Genomic DNA, 19,518 nt, shown 5'->3' on the forward strand with positions numbered 1-19,518 from the left:
CCATTACAACGTTTTTCAATCGATTTAACTGCAACATTCCTACTCTTAATTCCCTATATTAGGAGAAATAATCCCCCCAATTCCTGTAAACTTAGGTTGCTGGGGGGTTCAAATGTTGCAGCAAAAAGTGAATTAATCTTAGTTAACAACCAATAGGTTAAATTTTAATTAAGTTTAGATTAAGGTTGTATGATATCTACGTTGAGGGTTAGCTCCTGTAGTGGAATCACGATGATAAACTCGGCACCTTCTCCTGGTGCTGAAATACACTGGATTTGCCCGCAGTGTTTTTTGACAATAATTTGGTAGCTAATTGATAAACCCATACCCGTGCCTTTACTTACAGGTTTTGTAGTGAAGAAAGGGTCAAATAGGCGTTTGCGTACTTCCTCAGTCATACCTAGTCCATTGTCGGCAATACTAATGATTACATGGTCTTCTTGGATGAGGGTGCGAATGTGAATTGTGGGCATGGGAAGAGGCAGAGGGGCAGGGGGCAGGGAGCAGAGGGGAGGATCTTCTCCCCTACTTCCCACTCCCTCTTCTAAAACATCGATCGCATTTATCAACAGATTCATAAACACCTGATTCATCTGTCCAGCGTGACACACTACTGGTGGCAGGTTGCCGTAGTCTCGGATGACTTGAATTTCGGGATGTCCTGGTTTGGCTTTCAGGCGATTTTGCAACAGCAGTAAGGTGCTATTAATACCTTCATGAATATCTACTGGCTTCGTGCCGTCTTCATCAAGGCGAGAAAAATTGCGTAAAGATAGGACAATCTGCCGAATCCGTTCGGCTCCCATCTTCATAGAATCTAGGATTTTGGGTAAATCGTGCCTGATAAAGTCTAAATCAATGGCGTAGATTTGTTCGTGAATCTCTGGTGTTGGTGGGCAGTAGTTCTGTTGATAAAGTTCTACCAAGTACAGTAAATCCTTGATATATTCATGGGCGTGGCTAATATTGCCGTAGATAAAATTGACGGGATTATTGATTTCGTGGGCAATACCTGCAACCAATTGTCCCAAACTAGACATTCTTTCAGTTTGAATCAGTTGCGCTTGGGTTTGTTGAAGTTTTAGCAATGCCGCTTCTAGTTGCTGGGCTTTGTCTTGGGCAGTTTGGGTGGCGATCCGACTTTGGGTGTAAAGTTTGGCTTGGTCAATGGCGATCGCTAGTTGAACTGTAACTGCTTGGAGTAATTCTACTTCATTGTCCAGCCAAGGTCGAAAGTCACTACAAGAACCACAGCTAAATGCACCTATCTCACCAGATTGGGTGTGTACAGGCAGCGACATAAACGCAGTGAAACCAAAATCCTGCAAAAACTTACGATCGTCCACAGTCTCAGCATCATCAATGCGGATGATTTCTCTATTCAAGGTTTTGACTGCGATTAGTTCGATTTCTGCATTAGTTGCTTCTTTGTGGTTAAGCAGACAGGGTAAAAAGGAACTTTTCACCTCATATACTTTCTCCCAGTAGGGTACATCAGCATCTTGCCTATACCATAAGAAGGCGCAGCGATCAATCTGGAATAAGTTGTGAATCTCCCGAACTGCGGTTTCCACAATGTAATTGAGATCCAGGGAAGCTCGAATTTGGCTAGAAAGACGATTGAGGAGTGCTTCTCGCTGGGCACTTTCTCTGAGTGCAACTTCTGCTTGTTTGCGCTTGATGCCAATGGCAATCTCCTGGGCGGCAAATTCCAGCGCTGTGAAAGTTGATTCTGTTATCACTTGGCGGGCAAACATGGCTATCACCCCTACAGTTTCATCTTCAACAATCAGAGGATAGCCAGCGAAGGCGACCATTCCCTCTCGCTGTGCCCACTCTTTGTTACTCACGCGGGGATCTGTTTGCACAGAGTTAGTTAGGTGGGGTTTGCCCTCTTCGGCAATCAAACCAATTTTAAATTGACCGACTGGCACACGTTTATGGGGTCCATTAATGTGGGTGTACATCCCAGAACTGACTTGCAACTCTAGTACATTGTCTTTTTTGTTCAGCGTCCAGATGCGAGCAAACGCTGCATCAAGATGTTCAACTAAAGCGTTAGTGCAATGGCGCATCATGTTCTGTAAGCTGTCACTCTGGGTGAGGGCCGCGTCTACATCGGCACGAAAATTTGCTAAACGCGCTCGTTCTGCTAAAGCTTCCTCTGCTTGTTTGCGATCGGTGGTGTCAAAGCAAATACCAACCAAGTTTAAAATATTACCATTGGCATCTCTAATAGCAGATGAGTTGCTTGTATGCCATGGCCAACTGCCATTTTTATGTTTTACTCGATATTCAATTGCGTCTTGTTTTTCGCCTGTTGTCAAAATTCTTTGGAAATAATCTTCACAAATAAGCACATCGTCAGGATGTATGAAGGAAATTAAGGATTTACCTTCAACCTCTGCAAGTTCATACCCTAAAATATCAGTCAAATTAGGAGAAACGTAGGACAATATCCCTTCAAGGGTCAGTGCAAAAATAATGTCATGGGCGTTTTCAACAATGCTGCGAAACTTAGCATCGCTTTCTATTAATGCTGCTTGGATGTTGTCACTGGTGTCGCGGATAAGAACTATGATTTGCTGGTCTGGTAATGGTAATAACCTAGCTTCAAAATTATTTTTCCCTTCTGCGAGTGGTAAGGTATATTCAAAACTGACTTCATATTGAGTTTCAAGTACTTGAGTTATTGCTTGGTGGAAGCGATCGCCTACAGCAGTTGGTAGGCATTCTTGCAAACTCTTGCCCTGACAATCTCCTATTGGAACATACGAATTCTCCATCAATCCTGGCTTGTAATCCAGGATAGTTCTATTAACATCGAGACGAAAATACAAATCAGGAAGTACTTGCAAAATCGCTGCAAATTCTAATGTTTTTTGGTGTAACTGTGCTTCAACTGCTTGGCGTTTTGCAGTTTCGGCTTGTAGTTGTTTTAGTGCTGTTGTTAATTCTGCTGTCTGATCTTTCTCTGTATTTTCACGTAGGTGATGAAAAAAAATTCTAGACGCCGAGGAGTTTTCTGTTAGGATAGGTTGGCTTTCCACTATAAGCACTTATGTTATATATATACAATAACCGATGTAACCGACAAAGCTACTATCTGCTGCAAATCGTGGCGCGGCTGTATCTAAGCAATTCTCACAAATCAAACAGGATTCCTATATTTAATACCGACATTACTATAGCTATCTGTGCAGGAGTTAGGAACAAAAAGATCCCCGACTTCTTCAAGAAGTCGAGGATCTGATCCTTTGAGTGGAGAGCAAATCAAATACTAATTTATCTGCGAGATTTTTGAGTTTTTCAGATGATTGTAATGAATTGATATTTATTGCTACTTTAACTTTTGCATTTCCATAGCTACTTGCAATAGCTAAACAGTTTAAAGACATCAGGATGGATATAAACAACATAAAAATTTCTTAATTTGGTTACCTGGTTTGAATATAAACTGGCTTTTTCATCTAGAGCATCAGGAATAATTCTGATTTTTATTAGATGTTAATTTATGCAAACTTTATTAACTTTCAATCAAGTTCTAGCATGATATGGTGAGTAACACGTAAATAAAAATTGACTTAGGTACAATCAAAATAAATATCTTAATCATTATTGTTTAAAAGATTATTTAACCTGACAATGGTGGAAAAGTTTGATATATCAACACATAACGATTATTTTTTTTGCAAGTAAAAATTTTGATAAATTTTACTTTTAAAACTTTATATTTACTACTTACAATGTATTGCAGGTAAATGAAGTACACGCGTAGGGCACAACATGTTGTGCCCCTACGATGATCTGTACCTCACCAAATTGCAATCTGCTATATGTAATTAGACTTATTAGGCATGATTTTTTGGCTCTGGAAGAGAAGCGTATCAATCATTTAGAGCTGATATCCCCAAAAGATTTGGGAAAAACTGAAAATGATTCGTAATTCGTAATGATGCTCCAATAGATGCTTGTTCCAACGCTCTCTACGAGACGTTGTGCGTAGCTTGCTTCTCCGTAGGAGTACGATTACTCGTTAACACTAAGGTAATTAAGTTTTGCCACGGGGATTTAGACCCCACTACAAAACTTGCCACAACTCGACGGCTCGACTGAACGCTCGCCGAACGTTTTGTTAGTTGTGAGGGACTTAAAGTCCCAGAATTTAGTAAATTTTCCATTAACCAAATTCTCCATTCCCCCATCTCGCTTTTCGTATCGAAACATTAAGGAATATTGCATTTCAGTAGGAACCTGAAGGTAAAGCGCCAAATCAGCCGAAAGACCGTGATAATATGCTCTCGGTAAATGTGAAGATTGGGAGAAAGACCTTTGACACTACGGGTTGCTGTTATTGGGTCAGGCCCTGCTGGTTCATCTGCCGCAGAAACACTGGCAGCCTCTGGGATTGAAACCTACCTGTTTGAGCGGAAGCTAGACAATGCAAAGCCTTGTGGGGGTGCAATTCCCCTATGTATGGTGAGTGAGTTTGATCTACCACCAGAGATTATTGATCGCCGGGTACGGAAGATGAAAATGATTTCGCCTTCCAATCGCGAGGTTGATATCAATCTGATAAATGAAGATGAATATATAGGAATGTGCCGCCGGGAAGTGCTAGATGGTTTTTTGCGGGATCGGGCGGCAAAAGTAGGCGCAAATTTAATTAATGCTACTGTTCATAAACTCGATATACCAGGAAACAATACTGACCCCTATACCATTCATTACGTTGACCATACAGAAGGTAGATCACAGGGTATTGCCAAAACCCTGAAGGTAGATTTAATCATTGGGGCGGATGGAGCTAATTCTCGCGTTGCTAAAGAAATGGACGCTGGGGATTATAATTATGCGATCGCCTTCCAAGAGCGGATTCGCTTACCCGAAGACAAAATGGCCTACTACAACGACCTCGCCGAAATGTATGTCGGTGATGACGTTTCTACCGATTTCTACGCTTGGGTTTTCCCTAAATATGACCACGTAGCTGTCGGTACTGGCACAATGCAGGTCAATAAAGCCAGCATCAAACAGTTACAAGCTGGTATCCGCGCCCGTGCTTCTGAGAAGCTAGCAGGCGGTAAAATCATCAAAGTAGAAGCGCACCCCATTCCTGAACATCCCCGTCCCCGTCGTGTTGTTGGTCGCATCGCTTTGGTGGGTGATGCTGCTGGTTACGTTACTAAGTCGTCTGGTGAAGGTATTTATTTTGCTGCTAAATCTGGGCGGATGTGTGCCGAAACCATTGTAGAAGCATATAACAGTAGTAGCCGTATTCCTACAGAAGATGACCTTAAGGTTTATCTGAAGCGTTGGGATAAAAGATACGGACTCACTTACAAGGTACTGGACATTCTGCAAACTGTGTTCTATCGTTCCAATGCCACCCGCGAGGCGTTTGTGGAAATGTGCGATGACCTTGATGTCCAGCGGCTAACATTCGATAGCTATTTATATAAGACGGTTGTCCCAGCTAATCCAATCACCCAACTGAAAATTACTGCCAAAACTATTGGTAGTCTAATTCGGGGTAATGCCCTTGCACCTTAATTGAGGGCAAAGGACTGGGAATTCCAACAAGTACATTACTCAATTTTGTGGGGTGGATATCTTGCACGCTGATTAATCAGGCGAGCGAGACGCCCACCCCACAACATATATCAATACTCCCCTTTAACTGCCGTATTTGAGATAAAAATAATTCTGGAAAATCCCATTAGGATCATACTTGCGCTTGAGGGCGAAAAATTTAGCAGCTTGTGGATAAGCTCTACGAAATTCTTCAGGTGTAGCACGAAGGCGATAGGGAAGATAGTACCTACCGCCGACTCCTAAAGCTGCATCAATCAGTTTCTAGGTCATTACCTGCATCTTTGCCTCCCCTTCTGGGGTGCGTTGCTGATGAAACAGCATCACCAGTCCAAAAACTTCCCGGTCGGCATATCTGAGAAAACTGTCGTTATCCTGGTGAACATTTCGTACCGTGACATTGAGCAAATCTCCTTTGTTCTGGGGAATAATGGTGCGACACTGCTCTAAAAATGCTTGCAGAGATTTAGGGGGAATAAAGTACTCATGTAGGATGTCAGTCTCTGCCTGGTGATAATTCTCAAATAAGGCAGAGGAACGGTTGAGAATCTGGTTTCTCAAAACCCGGTTTCCAGCTTCTCCCCCAATAATTTTTTCTAATTGCCAGCGCAAGCTTTTACCATAGTCACTGCCGATGCTGCCACGGAATACCGTCCGAGGTAATCCAGACTCTGCTTGTTTTTTTAAAGAGACAATAGTGTGAGTTGTTTCTGGAACTCGGTGGTAGGTGGTAAGAATAGCTTCTTGTAAAAAGCTTTCCGGTGCAACAGAAAGTCTACCGTATGCCATACCAATAGTGGCTGCATCATCTACGCGTTGCCGATAGGTATCAATATAGTTCTCACTTTTAATCACGAACCGTTCAGCTATATACGTCTCATTGGGTACTACTCTCAAGTCCACATCAAGAATGATCCCGAATAGTTCGTAACCGCCTAAAACTAGAGAAAATAACTCTGGGTTTTCCTGTCTGGAACACTCCACAACCTTGCCACTTGCCAGCATTAACCGGAAACGTTCGACCGTGCTAGCAAAGGGGGGACTATTATGTTGCCAGCCATGAGCATTGGCACTCATCGTGCCGCCGACAGAAAAATCGTTGTTGGACTGCATGACGGCGACAGAATAACCACGTTCATTTAGGTAAGGAATAATATCAGACCATTTAGCTCCCGATTGCACCGTCAGGATTTTAGTTGCCGGATTGAATTGCATTTGGTTGAAGTGGAGCATCAAAAGGGAGATGCCTTTAGCATACAGAGTATGACCACCCATAGTATGACGTGAACCCGCGATCGCTACCTTCTTACCTTGATGCAAGGCATCTCTGAGTACAGACTGTAGTATCACCTCAGCAACTCCAGGCTGACTCTTAACCTGCTTAATTGTTACCTGTGTCTGGTTCAGGTGACTAGCATCATCAACTGTGCCGGGAGGCAGAGGTTGACGGTCATCGCGATCGCTCCAGGCTGTTAAAGTCAGGTGAGCAACAGGTCTGGCGATCACTGTCAGGACAATTGTGGTAGTTGCCACAAGCACAAGCAAAATAATCTTCAGCCTGTTTTTTAAGAATTTACTGCGGTAGGAACGCTGCATAAAGACTGCTATATTTGCAACTTCATTTTACAAACAGCTAGTAAGAGTTTTGACTTTTCACGCTATGTGGAAAAAATGAAGAGGATAGGGGACACAGGGAAAACCTCATACATAAATGTAGGGGCTTGAAACCCTCTATTGCTGGGAATTTCAGAATCTTTCTGCCTTGCTCCCTGCTCCCTGCTCAAAAGTCTTTTTGGTGAGAGTTTTGGCAACCCTCCTCTAACTTGTCACCCTTGGGGGGAGGTTAGGTATGCTGTATTCTTAACTTCAGTAATAAATTGCTTTTTGAATAAATGCTTAATTTTATTTCCTATTTGTTTTTGGCTCAAGCATCGCCTCCTCCTGCACCTGCACCACAGGAAATCTTCATTCCCCAACAAACAAGACCTTTAAGAGGACATCTTGATGCAGTACCAGTATTTAACAGTAATAACCCAGAAGTAGTTCAAAGTGAAGGTATTCTGCTGTCTACATTTCCTCCCCAAGGCAAAAGAGTGCCCAGCGCCCACTTGAACTTTCCATTTCAGGGACGGTTTGATTTATTTTCTCACCACATTGCTAGAGCGATTGAGACTCCAAATGATTTGCGGACTCTTTATTTGGGGGTAATTGTTTACAATCCAAGCGATCGCCCTGCAACTGTCAACATATTGCAAGCAGCTAGTTATATTAGTCAACCTGATGCACCTTTTATCAAACTTCCCGCCATGCAGTCAAATAATTCGGGAAATATTTATGCTGGGCCTGGCGATCGCGTGATGAATGATGTGCTACGAGTCAGACGGCAGTCAGGATGGCCAGCCCAGTTGGTAATTCCACCAAAACAAAGCCGGATGTTAATGAATCATCCAATTCCAGTGCGGACTTTAACACCCCCATTGAATGGACGTTCTACTTTGTTACGTTTGTATAGTGATGGTCCAGTTTATCTGGCGAACCTGGCCATGTTTGCTAAACCTAATCCCGATGGTAGTGAACGAGCGCCCACTTTAGAAGAATGGGAGAACTTGTTAGAAAATGGTGATTTTGCAGGACCCCGTGAACCTGCCCCCAGTCCTCCAAATCACCTTGCAGGGGCAACAGAAATTTACGGACGGGTAGCGGGGGTAGCTGTTGGCTCTCGTTGGCAAGCACTAGTTACCGACTCTAATAGTTCATACCTGACAATTCCTGAATCAGGACAAGCTTTTTCCTACGGTTTAAGTACCCTTTTAGCAGGTAAAATGGGTACTGGACAAAACCAAACTGCTAAACTAGTAGCGCGTTATCCTGGTACTGCTTACGAAGCTCACGGCAACTATGGCATTGAATACGACATCTCTCTACCATTAATCAACAATACGGATAAGCCGCAAACTATAAATGTGCTTTTCCAAACACCTATCAAAGAAGATGAGTTAAGTAAACCAGGGCTTCGCTTTTCTTCACCACCCCTATCATCCGTCTTATTCCGAGGCACAGTTCGTATTCGCTACAATGACGATAATGGCTTACCCAGAACCCAATACTGGCATTTAGTTCAACAAGAGGGACAGATGGGAGAACCGCTGGCTCAATTAAAAATATCTCCTGGCCAGCGGCGAATGGTAGAAGTGGATTTTCTCTACCCACCTGATGCTGCCCCCCCTCAAATGCTGACAATTCAAACTGTAAACCAAACATAAGGCAGAGGGCAGACGGGAGCAAAAAAATTTATTGAAAAACGCTTGCCAGCGCGAGTTTCTCCGTTAAGTTAATCCAGATGAACTGCTGTGGTTCCCCTACAAATTGCGTGAAGTACACACAATTGAAAACTGTTAAAATTAGCATTTATCATCTGCATAGAATACAGGCTTTTCGTTTTGGGTTTAGTGCAATTTCTGATAAAACAGATGCTGAACTAAATGTGCTGGGGCAAAATAGAAAACATGACGATTGAATCCGATTCCTCTAATCTACCAACCCCAGAACCAGTCCCTGAAAATGACTTGCAGCCAGATGACTTTGACGGTGGTGCAACTGAGAAGAACCTAAGCTCAGAAACACTAGCGACACAACAAGCCCTAGCGGTGATTGGGTCTTTGCAATCTCCGCAGCATACAATTGCTCTACAACAAGCCCGTTCTGACTTCAAGCAACCCACTACCAAGCAATTTATAGTTAAGCCAAGGGCATTGCTGATTACTCTAATAGCGATCGCCATCACTTTTATCGGAGTTATCCTGAATAACTGGATCATTGGCATTATCGGAACGCTGATAACTTTGCTGTTATCCCTAGCAATACTATTGCCTTGGTTGCAAAAAGCCTTAGACGAGTGGTTTTCACCCGAAGAACGTACCCTGTTTGTTGCCTTTTTGGGACTAATAGTAGCCATCATCGGCTTGATCAGGTTTACAGGTGTAGGCGATCGCTTGCTTGTTTTGGGACGCCAGATTAACTGGGATATTGCTGGAACCCTAGCAGACTGGTTTGGCGCTTTGGGGCAAATTTTCATTGCTGTCATTGCTGTTTACGTAGCATGGCGACAATACGTCATTTCCAAAGACTTGACAATTCAGCAAAACCTGCTGACAGTTCAGCAAAATATTATCACCCAGCAGCAGACAATTGATTCCTATTTCCAAGGCGTTTCAGACTTAGTATTAGATGAAGAAGGATTATTAGAAGATTGGCCTCAAGAGAGAGCGATCGCTGAAGGACGCACTGCGGCAATTTTAAGTAGTGTAGATGGCAGTGGTAAAGCGAAAATTCTCCGCTTTCTCTCACGTTCCAAGTTGCTCTCACCCCTAAAACGCGATCGGTTATTAGGTCGAGCCATTCTCGACGGGACTGGCGGATATGCAGAAGACCGCCTGGAAGGTGTGCGTGTCATCGATTTAGGCGTCATGCTAGCCGCCGCAGACCTTTCTGGTACTGATTTGCGTTGGACTGACCTGAGCGAAGCTAATCTTGTCCGCGCTAATTTAGTCGGTTGTGACTTAGTAAAAGCCAATCTTTCCCGCACAATTTTATATAATGCTAATCTCAGTGGTGCTGACATCAACGGGATTCGCCTATTCTACAGTGTAGTGGAGCAAGCATCACCCCGCAGTCGCACTGAACCACCAGATTATGAAACCGGCGAACAAACTGGCGCTGTGGTGGAAAATGCCGATTTCAGCAATGTGCAACGGATGTCTGAGTCTGCACGTTGCTACTGTTGTACTTGGGGTGGCGAAAAAACTAGAGGTACTATTCCCGGCGGTTGTGAAGGTATTCCGAATAAGTTGGGAAGATAGTTATAAGACTAGATAAAAAATTAGTTAGCCGCATTAAAAATCTGCTGTGCAGTTAAATTTAATTGGGGAAAGGTAGGTGATGAAATCGCGGTGTTATCTTGAAACGGTGTCATTTGATATTCACCATCAACTAATTCGCATACAAAAATAGTGGGTTGTTTGGGATTGCCAATGAACTTTCTTGCACCCAATGCAGCATAATCAGCAATCCAATATTCGGGAATGCTCATTTCTTCATAATCCCTAAGTTTATTGTAGTAATCATCTCGCCAGTTAGTGGAAACAACTTCAATAACTATTGGAAGTGATGCTGCTTGGCTTACTGTTGACTGTTGTTGAAAAAGCGGTTCATTATCGAGATTATCAAGATTTAGCAGCAACACATCAGGCGAATAAGTGGATTCAGCAGAAGGAGTTTTAACCAATGCGGTTTTGGGTATAGTGTAGGGAAGGTTCAGGCGATCGAACTCGACAGTTAGCTTACGGGCTATAAATCCTACAACTTTTTCATGCGATCCGGTTGGAGGCGGCATTTCAATAATTACTCCTTTGTGCAATTCATAGCGTTTCCCATTGTTGGGATACCATTCGATAAATTCATTGAAGGTGAGTAATTTGGGCAACGCTTGGGTCATAATCTTACCTCCATATATGTTTTACTTTATCCTGCAATAAATATTGATTTTTAGTTGAAAAAATTCGCACTTATGTTTTTTTATTATCTTTAAGAAGTGTAAATATTTATCCCCAAGGAGCGCCACGTGTTCTCCAATCTCTAACTTTAGCGACCTGCAACAAATATCTGTTCTGCGGTCAAATTCAAATCTGGAAATGTTTTGGAGATGAGGCGTTCTGTTCCCCTAAACTGTTGTCCTTGATAAGTTTCATCGACTAACTGATAAATTGTAATTACAGGTTCTTTGGATAAGCCGATGTAGCGTTTGCCTCCTAGCCCTAGATAATCTGCGATCCAATACTCCCCAATGCCTAAAGCTTCGTAGTCTTCCACTTTCCGGGCATAGTCATTCTGCCAATTGGTGCTGACAACCTCCACCACCAATTTAACAGACTTGCCTAGTGTAATCAGTGGCTCAATTTTCCATAATGGCTCATTCGCCAAAGTCGTCTGATCAAGAATCACAACATCAGGTCTAAAGGCTGAATTTTGACCTAATGGTTTAATCAGGCATTTCATGGGAATAAACCAAGGCAAGTTGAGCAGATCAATTGCTACGTTGAGCTTACGATTAATTAACCCAGTTACCTGTTCATGAAGTCCAGTGGGTTTCAAGTCTATTAGTTCTCCATCGATTAACTCGTAGCGGACATCATCCAGATATCCAGCAACGAATGCCTCACAGTTAAGAGTACCTGTATTAATTGTGGCTGAGACCATAGAGATTTGTCCTTCCAGGTTCAGAACTAGAGCAGATATTGCTGCTCTTGATTATTTTAACTACCTTATGATCAGGCAAAAGTAAAAAGGTAAAAATGAAAATTGTAGACTTAGTTACTTTTTGTCAATTGACTAATACGCTTCAAAATCTGGAGTATATTATATAACTCATTGCCACGGTTACGCACATCAAAAATATTTGAAGTGGCATAGCGAGGAGGATAACCTTTGAGCAGTTTAATGAACATAAAACTACCACCAGAAGTAATCATGCCAAATACTACATCTTGTGATTGGGGAGCAGCTAGCATATATGCCAAAATTTGGTCAAGTCCTGCTCCTACAGAATAAGTAATCTGTTTTGACTCAATGACTGTTACCCAGAATTTTTGATTTAGAAGTAAGAAGTCAATTCTTCTTTTAATGATAGTTTGGTTGTCTTGTGTTTCAATCTCGATAGATTTCTCTAATTTGAGGTGAAAAGGAGGTAAATAAAACTTGCCAATGAATAGCAGTGGCGATAAAACAATCGTGTTAACTGTATTTTCTAATAAAGGCGGATAGTTTCGTAAATTTATGTAACCTGCCTTTATTTGATCCAATAGTTGCTTTTCTAAATTTGTCAGTTCTGGTAGGTCATCTTGCCACTCTCGAAAGAATTCTTCCAAATCAACTAACTCTAATCCATAGAGCAATATTAGTTGCTCAAGTGTGACGTTTTCCGCAGCAATAGTTTGAACCATAAGTTAATCAAGTAGTAGAAAATATACTTAATATTTGGGACAAATTTTCATCAAGCTATTAGTTTTACTTTCTATTTCGCAAGACCAGGTTCTTTAAGCATAATCTATTCGACAAAAATCCAAGTTAAATGCCTATTAGATAACCCCTATAAAGGGCGTTGCCAAGGTGAACTAAACTGGTGATAACCAACATCTTGGAATCCTCTAATCATGGGTGTGTTCAGAATGTCTGTGTCACAAAATACACGCCAAACACCAATTTTTTGAAGAAGGTAGGTAGCTTGGCACAGGAGGTCGTAAATGTAACGCTTCCCTCCCTGTTTGGGTACAACACCAATATAGTAAATTGTGCCTTCTTCTAGATTATCTTTGCGACACCCACGATATAGTACTGGTTGAATAAATCCTACTAGTTCACCCGTACTGTTATAGCTAAGTTGCCACCATTGTGGTTCATAATCGAAATCTTTGCTTGCTTGTCCGATGAATTCTGAGGCTGCCTTATCTGCTCCCAATTCTCTAACTACCTTTTGCTCACTTCGGTCTAATGAGGAACTCATAGCACAGCTGACCGCAGCAGTGAAATCTTCCATAGGGACATTGATCGTTGAGCGAACGAAATATCAATCTTTGAGGAACTGGGATTGCTGGTTTTGATTCCTCCCAAACAAAAGGAATTTTTTCATAGTATGTTGTCATACACCCCAGTAATTCTCGCCTTCAGGTAGGGTGAGGATTTCAACCCCATCTTCAGTTACAGCTAAGGTATGCTCACATTGAGCAGATAATTTGCGATCGCGCGTTAGAGCAGTCCATTTATCACTGAGAACCTCGACTTCGTAAGTGCCTTCGTTAATCATTGGCTCAATCGTAAAAACCATTCCTGGTCTGAGACGCTTGCCCTTACCGCGTGTGCCATAGTGGGGAATATCCGGCGCAGTATGGAAAATGTTACTGATGCCGTGTCCAACGAAATCTCGCACTACAGAAAAGCCTTGGGCTTCAGCATACTCTTGAATGGCTCCACCAATGTCGCCAATGCGTCCCCCAGGTTTAACTTCAGCAATACCTAAGCGGAGACATTCCTCCGTCACCTCTACCAACTTCCTCGTTTTTGGGGAAGGAGTGCCGACAAAGAATGTCTTGGATGTATCACCGTGATAACCTTCAACAATCAGCGTCACATCAATATTAATGATGTCGCCTTCCTTGAGGATTTGCTTGGCGTTGGGAATGCCGTGACAGATTACCTCATTTACACTAGTGCAAATCGATTTAGGATAACCCTTATAACCAAGGGGTGCGCTTTTTGCTCCATGCGCTTGCGTCCAACGTTCGGCTTCATCATTTAGTTCGAGAGTGCTAACCCCTGGCTTTACGAACGGTTCCAGATGCTGGAGAAGTTTGGCTGCTAAACGCCCAGCTTGACGCATTTTGTCTAATTCTCGCTGGGATAAAATAACAATTAGTTCAGTTTTCATTAACTTTTATCTAAAGTATCTTTCATAAATATAGTTAATCCTGTCTGTGCAGCTCTTTGTGCAGCATCAGCAACCTTTAGGGTATACAAGCTCTCCTCTGGGGTAACGTACAAAGGAGTGCCATCAAAAAGATGGTCTAACACCATACTCGTGTCTTTGGCAAACAAACCCCGGCGAGGGCCAACCTCTATAGGTGTTGTTTCCTCTGGCTGAATAAACAATCCTGTGTCACCATCAAAAATTAAACCACCTTTTTCACCGTGAACTTCAAACTTGCGTTCTGATTGCCAAAGACTTTCGCCTTTGCCATAGACTACTTGGGCTAAAAGTCCACTATTAAAACACAGTTCACTAGTGCAGAAACAGGTTTGGTAATATTCCGGTTCTATTTCCCAATATCGCTGGTGACAGTTAACAGTAAATACTTTACCAAATAAATCGGTGAGACGATGTAGGCGAGACAGCGCACCAATTAAGGGAAAACCGAAAAGCTCGTGGTTATAAGTCCATTTGCGGGGTGCAGGATTCTCAGGATTGATGGTGCTGTAGCGAACAAAAAATACCTCACCAATTTTGGATAAGTTTTGCTTTAAGGCTTGATGCAAACCACCCAAAAGTTCTAGGTGTTCAACGTGCAGGAGTTTTTGTTGGGCTTTTGCTAAAGCGATCAGTTCCTCAGCTTCGACCACATCCAATGAAAGGGGATACTCTACAATTACGTGTTTGCCGTTAGTAAGGGCTGCACGAGCGATCGCACCATGATCTCGATTAATAGTGGAGATCACCACTAGGTCTATATCTTCACGCTCTACTAGCTCTTGCCAAGAACTCAACGCTTCAATCTGGTACTCTTTGACAAAGGTTTCTACTTTTTCTCTTGTATGACCAACAACTGCGACTAAATGCGATCGCATTCGCTGATCATGGAGAAATGCCTCAGCCCGAAACTTTGCCACATACCCACTACCCACCAAACCTACACGCACTCTTGCTTTTTCCAAAGCTGTTTCTGGATTATACATGATCCTCACTAGTTCTGTTTTTGATCTTGCTACGCTTTTAGTGGTGAGATTCTCTCTTCATGGGAATCCAATGACTTCTACCAGTCTAGACTCTACAACATTCGTCCTACCCCCTCAAGGACATATGAAACTTTATTTGAAGCTAAACAGAAATACATATGCAGTTCGATGTAGTCGTTCTTCATATATATCAACTTAAGCAAGTGAAGCAGTGGCTCCCCATGAGCGACTGGCGTGGGTTAGGGGGGATCTAAAATATCGAAAAATTTTTACTCTTGTGATCAGACTAGTACCTAGTACAGCGGGCGCGTAAATAAACCAACCATACCCTCCGGGAAGCCGCTCTGCGTCTACAAAATGGCGCAAAAACAAGGAATATAATTCTTTTGAATGAGTGACTTTTACTTCTCTTCTTAGGCTGCGCCTTAAGCGTTGGCGCAGCCTAAGAAGAGAAGCTATGCCGCAGGCTTTACGGCTACGCTCAGTACAAGTGACTTTTAACTTCCGCCTTGCGGTACTAAGCTTTCACGTTAAGTTGACACCAATAGTCGTTCTCGTACCCCTACTTTTAAAGTCGCGAACGCACCAGAAGTGCAGAACGCACTTAAATTTAAGGAGTTGTTTAGATGGTATTAATCCTATTCATGTTTTTTCATCCCTAAGATAGCTTTTTCTAATCACAGCCTGACTAGGGCGGGAAATTATATAAATAAAACTTATCAGGATTAAGCAACTAAATTTCATTACTAATCGGGTTCAATTTCCAGTTACATCGTTTAATTTATCTCGTAGTATCAGAATTGAAGCAAATTTGAACCAGCGGCTAATCCCACAGAACAGCCGTTACCTTTGCCTAAAGATAACTTATACTGCCGTTTGCAAAAGAGAGGATTACTCAATGGCAAGTTTTAAAGTCACACTAGTCAACGAGGCCGAAGGGCTGAACCAAACCCTTGATGTTGATGACGATACCTATATTCTAGACGCTGCTGAAGAAGCAGGTCTTGACCTACCTTACTCTTGCCGCGCGGGTGCTTGCTCGACCTGTGCAGGTAAACTCTTAAAGGGTACCGTTGATCAGGGTGACCAGTCATTCTTAGATGACGATCAAATAGAAGCTGGATATGTACTGACCTGTGTCGCTTACCCAACCTCTGACGTGACAATCGAAACTCACAAAGAAGAAGAACTCTATTAAGAGTCGGACAACTCAACAATAAACCTCTTGCAAGAGTTAATGATGTTGACAAAATAGAAGCAGGGCATGTAGGGTCAACACCCTTGCAATGCTGTGTGTAGCTCTTAAAACGACTTTTACAAAAAGCCTAATTTTTCGTGTTGAGCAGGAAGACAAAGTTTAATGTGTTCCTGCTTGATTTTTTAAGGATGCTAAAAGTCTAGTGTACTGTGGCGTCAGTTTACCTACTTTTAACAAAGGGATTTTGCCCTAAGTCTTGTCAATTGAGATGGTAGCTGGATTTACGCCGTATTGTACCAGTCTCTTTGCTGAGAATTTGAATCTGAGTACCAGGATAGTAGAATTGGAGAATTTTTGGACTTGACCAACCTAATTTAGCTAAATTTTGAGCGCCAGTTTGACTCAAGCCGATTCCATGTCCTAATCCACCACCAATAAAAGCGTATCCCCACAGTTCAGATTTGCCTTTGTTCAGGGGTTCTATGTAAAAAAGCGTACTTTTAGGAGCAGCAAAGGCACTACGAACTTCGTCTTTGTGGAGAACAAAAGTGCTGTGATCAGTTTTAACAGCAAGTTCAAGGATGCGTCCACTCTGACTTCGCTTCACTACTGCCATAGCTTGAATTGTTTTAAATTTGGCATCGGGACTGTTTTTCACCTGCAAAAATTTCTGCAAGTCCTTAATAATATCCTTTAAAGGGGTTTCCTTGTGCCAACGAAACATATCCCACTTGCTTTCATTAAATCCTTGTTGCGTATTAATAAATTTTTGGAAGTTCTTTTCATCTGCTAAACTCTGCTTGGACAAGTTCCAAAAATTAGTCGCAGCATCCAGTACAGGGCGCAGATAGGGACGATCATCGCCATTCCAGACATCGCTGAAGGAGGCTGTGACGCCACCAGTCGTGGAAGAATACAAGGCGTCTACTAGTTCATTTTTATAAGTTAGTACCTTACCTCTGGTTAAGGCGATCGCTCGGTCTGTTTTGGCTGCCGCTCCATTTAGCCCATAATAAACTTGGCAGTGAGTATCAGCACACAACTGATAGTTATCTGCGGCAAACCTACGTAAATTTCTCAAGGCATAAGTCCGGGCGAGAATTGCCTGGGCTTCGAGCGCCGCTGTTGGTACATCCGTGCCTATTTCGTTAGGCAGAACCCCACGCAAATAAGTTTCTAAGGGTACTTGGTTAACTAGAGTGTATGTGCCATAGGCATTTGGCTGCAAATTCAGTCGCCCAGCATAAAGACGAGCAAACTCTTGTTTTTCGCTTTTATTCACCCGAATCAAGTTTTTATCAGTACTAATTTCTAAATCATTCGGGCTGTAGCGATTACCATCCACCACCCAACTCACTCGCGGCACTTGTTTCCAAATTTTAGTATCAAGATATACTTTTTCTTTGGTAGAAGCTTGGATGTTCTGCAATAGCAAGCGTCGCAGTAAAGGAGTGTTATAAACATCTCGTTTTGCCCAAACCTGCCAGCGTTCTGGCTGGGCTATTTCCACTTCCATTCCCTGAGAACGCCATTTATTAGCACTGTCTTCCGCAGTTTCAAAGGTGCGATATGTACCCAAAACTACCACTTCTTCAACTGCTGAGTGGGGTAAAGCTTGCATGACTGTTTCCAGCTTTACAGGGTTCTTGGTAAGCAGGATTTGCTGCTTGTTACCCGCTTTAAATTTTAGCTTTAAGCGATCGCCTTTTATCGGTTCGAGTTGCAGCTTGGCTGTGGGTTTATCGCCAAATCGCTGCACAATCCCAATTTTCAGTTCCATATCCTGAATGTTGCTTTCAGGACCTGATGCAGCAGTCAGTCCCAATAGACAAAATATTGTCAGTACAGTGTGGGAAAAACGCCAAAACGAAAATTTCATGGCTACCTGATAGCAAAGCGATAGCGAGTACTCGTTCGCGAAGCGTCTCGTAGAGAGCGTCTTCTGCCCCTTAATGCGTCCTTGGAGCTGATTTTCCAATTGCTTTATAGCGCGGTTTTTTTGTCGCATGAGTGCTCCAATGATACCATTACCAGTTTTGCCCAAAGGACTTGCAAAACGAAGTCATAATGACTATGATTTATTTAGAGACAAAAAACAGAACTAGTTGGATAAACTCCTTATGGTTAGAGTCCAAGAAATTCCATTAAATCAGATAAAACGGCCATTGCCCCGTGTAAACGATCCAAATAAAGTGCAAGCTTTAATGGAATCGATTGCGGAGATTGGGCAGCAAGAACCTATAGATGTCCTAGAAGTAGATGGACAATATTATGGCTTTTCTGGTTGCCATCGGTATGAAGCTTGCCAGCGTTTAGGCAAAGAAACCGTTTTGGCCAGAGTCCGTAAAGCACCCCGCAGCGTTTTGAAGATGCACTTGGCATAGAGAATGGGAGTGGGGAAGAAGTAGGAGAGCAGGAGGCTGCTCTTGCAAGGGGGAAAATAAAATAATTTACCTCTTTAGCGTCTGCTCCCTGCCCCAGTGCCCCATACTTCTCTTCTTAGGCTGCGCCCTAAGCGTAGCTATGCCGCAAGCTTTACGACGCTGCTCAGTCCAAGTGCCCAATGCCCAATATCCCATTCCCAATTACATATAACCTAATTAGGAGAAAATTATGTCATCGAAAGTAACAGTAAAAAATGTAAATATCGGCATTGACGAGGCGAGTAGGGCTAAAATTGCCGAGGGTTTATCTCGCCTGTTGGCTGACACTTATACACTGTATCTGAAAACTCATAACTTCCATTGGAATGTGACCGGGCCGATGTTCCAAACATTGCATTTGATGTTTGAGACTCAGTATACAGAATTAGCCTTAGCAGTTGATTTAATTGCGGAAAGAATTAGAGCGCTTGGCTATCCCGCACCAGGAACCTACAGCGAATATGCCAAACTAAGTTCGATTTTAGAAACTCCCGGAGTTCCTAAAGCTGTGGAGATGATCCGCTTACTAGTGGAAGGACAAGAAGCCGTAGTCAGAACTGCACGGTCTATTTTTCCTGTGGTAGAGGAAGTTAACGACGAGCCTACCGCCGATTTATTGACTCAGCGGATGCAAGTACACGAAAAGACAGCTTGGATGTTGAGAAGTTTACTGGAAGAATAAGATATAGGGAATAGGGCATAGGGGATAGGGGATAGAGAAAAAACTTAATCGCCAATGCCCAATACAACTCTTGAAGAGGCTTCGCCCAACTCTTGGAGAGGCTGCGCCCTAAGCGTAGCTAT

The 19,518-nt window shown here is 42.7% G+C and carries 15 protein-coding genes; 6 read left to right on the plus strand and 9 right to left on the minus strand.

What is annotated here, in order from left to right; genetic code table 11:
* Positions 1-179: 179 nt before the first annotated feature.
* Positions 180-3,050, minus strand: coding sequence for a GAF domain-containing protein (locus tag V7K48_RS10850; protein ID WP_335072235.1), 2,871 nt, complete (start codon positions 3,048-3,050; stop codon positions 180-182).
* A 1,282-nt stretch (positions 3,051-4,332) separates the two neighbouring features.
* Here V7K48_RS10850 and chlP point away from each other — a divergent pair.
* Positions 4,333-5,553 (plus strand): geranylgeranyl reductase, encoded by a 1,221-nt coding sequence (chlP, locus tag V7K48_RS10855; protein ID WP_335072237.1) that lies wholly within the window; start codon positions 4,333-4,335, stop codon positions 5,551-5,553.
* A gap of 303 nt (positions 5,554-5,856) precedes the next feature.
* Here chlP and V7K48_RS10860 read toward each other — a convergent pair whose 3' ends face one another.
* Positions 5,857-7,188 (minus strand): FAD-binding oxidoreductase, encoded by a 1,332-nt coding sequence (locus V7K48_RS10860; RefSeq protein WP_335072239.1) that lies wholly within the window; start codon positions 7,186-7,188, stop codon positions 5,857-5,859.
* A 296-nt stretch (positions 7,189-7,484) separates the two neighbouring features.
* On the opposite strand from V7K48_RS10860, the gene V7K48_RS10865 reads away from it, so the two are divergent.
* Complete coding sequence (locus tag V7K48_RS10865) at positions 7,485-8,855, plus strand: DUF3370 domain-containing protein (RefSeq protein ID WP_335072241.1); 1,371 nt, start codon at positions 7,485-7,487, stop codon at positions 8,853-8,855.
* A 243-nt stretch (positions 8,856-9,098) separates the two neighbouring features.
* On the plus strand, positions 9,099-10,451 hold the full coding sequence (locus tag V7K48_RS10870) for a pentapeptide repeat-containing protein (RefSeq protein ID WP_335072243.1): 1,353 nt from the start codon (positions 9,099-9,101) through the stop codon (positions 10,449-10,451).
* Positions 10,452-10,471: 20 nt separating this feature from the next.
* Here the strand turns inward: V7K48_RS10870 and V7K48_RS10875 are convergent, their stop codons facing one another.
* The 6 genes from V7K48_RS10875 to V7K48_RS10900 all read right to left on the minus strand — a co-directional run bounded on the left by V7K48_RS10875 (position 10,472) and on the right by V7K48_RS10900 (position 15,093).
* On the minus strand, positions 10,472-11,086 hold the full coding sequence (locus V7K48_RS10875; protein WP_335072245.1) for a Uma2 family endonuclease: 615 nt from the start codon (positions 11,084-11,086) through the stop codon (positions 10,472-10,474).
* A gap of 146 nt (positions 11,087-11,232) precedes the next feature.
* Positions 11,233-11,847, minus strand: coding sequence for a Uma2 family endonuclease (locus V7K48_RS10880; protein WP_335072247.1), 615 nt, complete (start codon positions 11,845-11,847; stop codon positions 11,233-11,235).
* A gap of 110 nt (positions 11,848-11,957) precedes the next feature.
* Positions 11,958-12,590, minus strand: a complete 633-nt coding sequence (locus tag V7K48_RS10885; RefSeq protein ID WP_335072249.1) for a restriction endonuclease subunit R — start codon at positions 12,588-12,590, stop codon at positions 11,958-11,960.
* Between the two features lie 146 nt (positions 12,591-12,736).
* On the minus strand, positions 12,737-13,150 hold the full coding sequence (locus V7K48_RS10890) for a GNAT family protein (protein WP_335072251.1): 414 nt from the start codon (positions 13,148-13,150) through the stop codon (positions 12,737-12,739).
* A 135-nt stretch (positions 13,151-13,285) separates the two neighbouring features.
* A complete protein-coding gene (gene map / locus V7K48_RS10895) occupies positions 13,286-14,071 on the minus strand; it encodes a type I methionyl aminopeptidase (RefSeq protein WP_335072253.1) in 786 nt (261 codons plus the stop codon).
* On the minus strand, positions 14,071-15,093 hold the full coding sequence (locus V7K48_RS10900) for a Gfo/Idh/MocA family protein (protein ID WP_335072255.1): 1,023 nt from the start codon (positions 15,091-15,093) through the stop codon (positions 14,071-14,073). The genes map and V7K48_RS10900 overlap by 1 nt, the downstream gene beginning before the upstream one ends.
* 898 nt (positions 15,094-15,991) lie before the next feature.
* Here V7K48_RS10900 and V7K48_RS10905 point away from each other — a divergent pair.
* Entirely contained in the window at positions 15,992-16,291 is a 300-nt protein-coding gene (locus V7K48_RS10905; protein WP_334976061.1) for a ferredoxin, read from the plus strand.
* Positions 16,292-16,550: 259 nt separating this feature from the next.
* On the opposite strand, the gene V7K48_RS10910 is transcribed toward V7K48_RS10905, so the two are convergent.
* Positions 16,551-18,299, minus strand: coding sequence for a SpoIID/LytB domain-containing protein (locus V7K48_RS10910; protein ID WP_442949429.1), 1,749 nt, complete (start codon positions 18,297-18,299; stop codon positions 16,551-16,553).
* Positions 18,300-18,411: 112 nt separating this feature from the next.
* Between V7K48_RS10910 and V7K48_RS10915 the strand changes: the two genes are divergently transcribed.
* Both V7K48_RS10915 and V7K48_RS10920 read left to right on the plus strand, forming a co-directional pair.
* Positions 18,412-18,675 carry a ParB N-terminal domain-containing protein gene (locus tag V7K48_RS10915; protein WP_094329374.1) on the plus strand — a complete coding sequence of 88 codons (264 nt, stop codon included), beginning with the start codon at positions 18,412-18,414 and terminating at the stop codon, positions 18,673-18,675.
* 229 nt (positions 18,676-18,904) lie between these two features.
* The gene (locus V7K48_RS10920; protein WP_334976065.1) at positions 18,905-19,396 is read left to right on the plus strand and encodes a Dps family protein; all 492 of its coding nucleotides are present in this window, start codon (positions 18,905-18,907) and stop codon (positions 19,394-19,396) included.
* The last annotated feature ends 122 nt before the right edge of the window (positions 19,397-19,518 follow it).

Source organism: Nostoc sp., from assembly GCF_036919615.1.
GTDB lineage: Bacteria > Cyanobacteriota > Cyanobacteriia > Cyanobacteriales > Nostocaceae > Nostoc.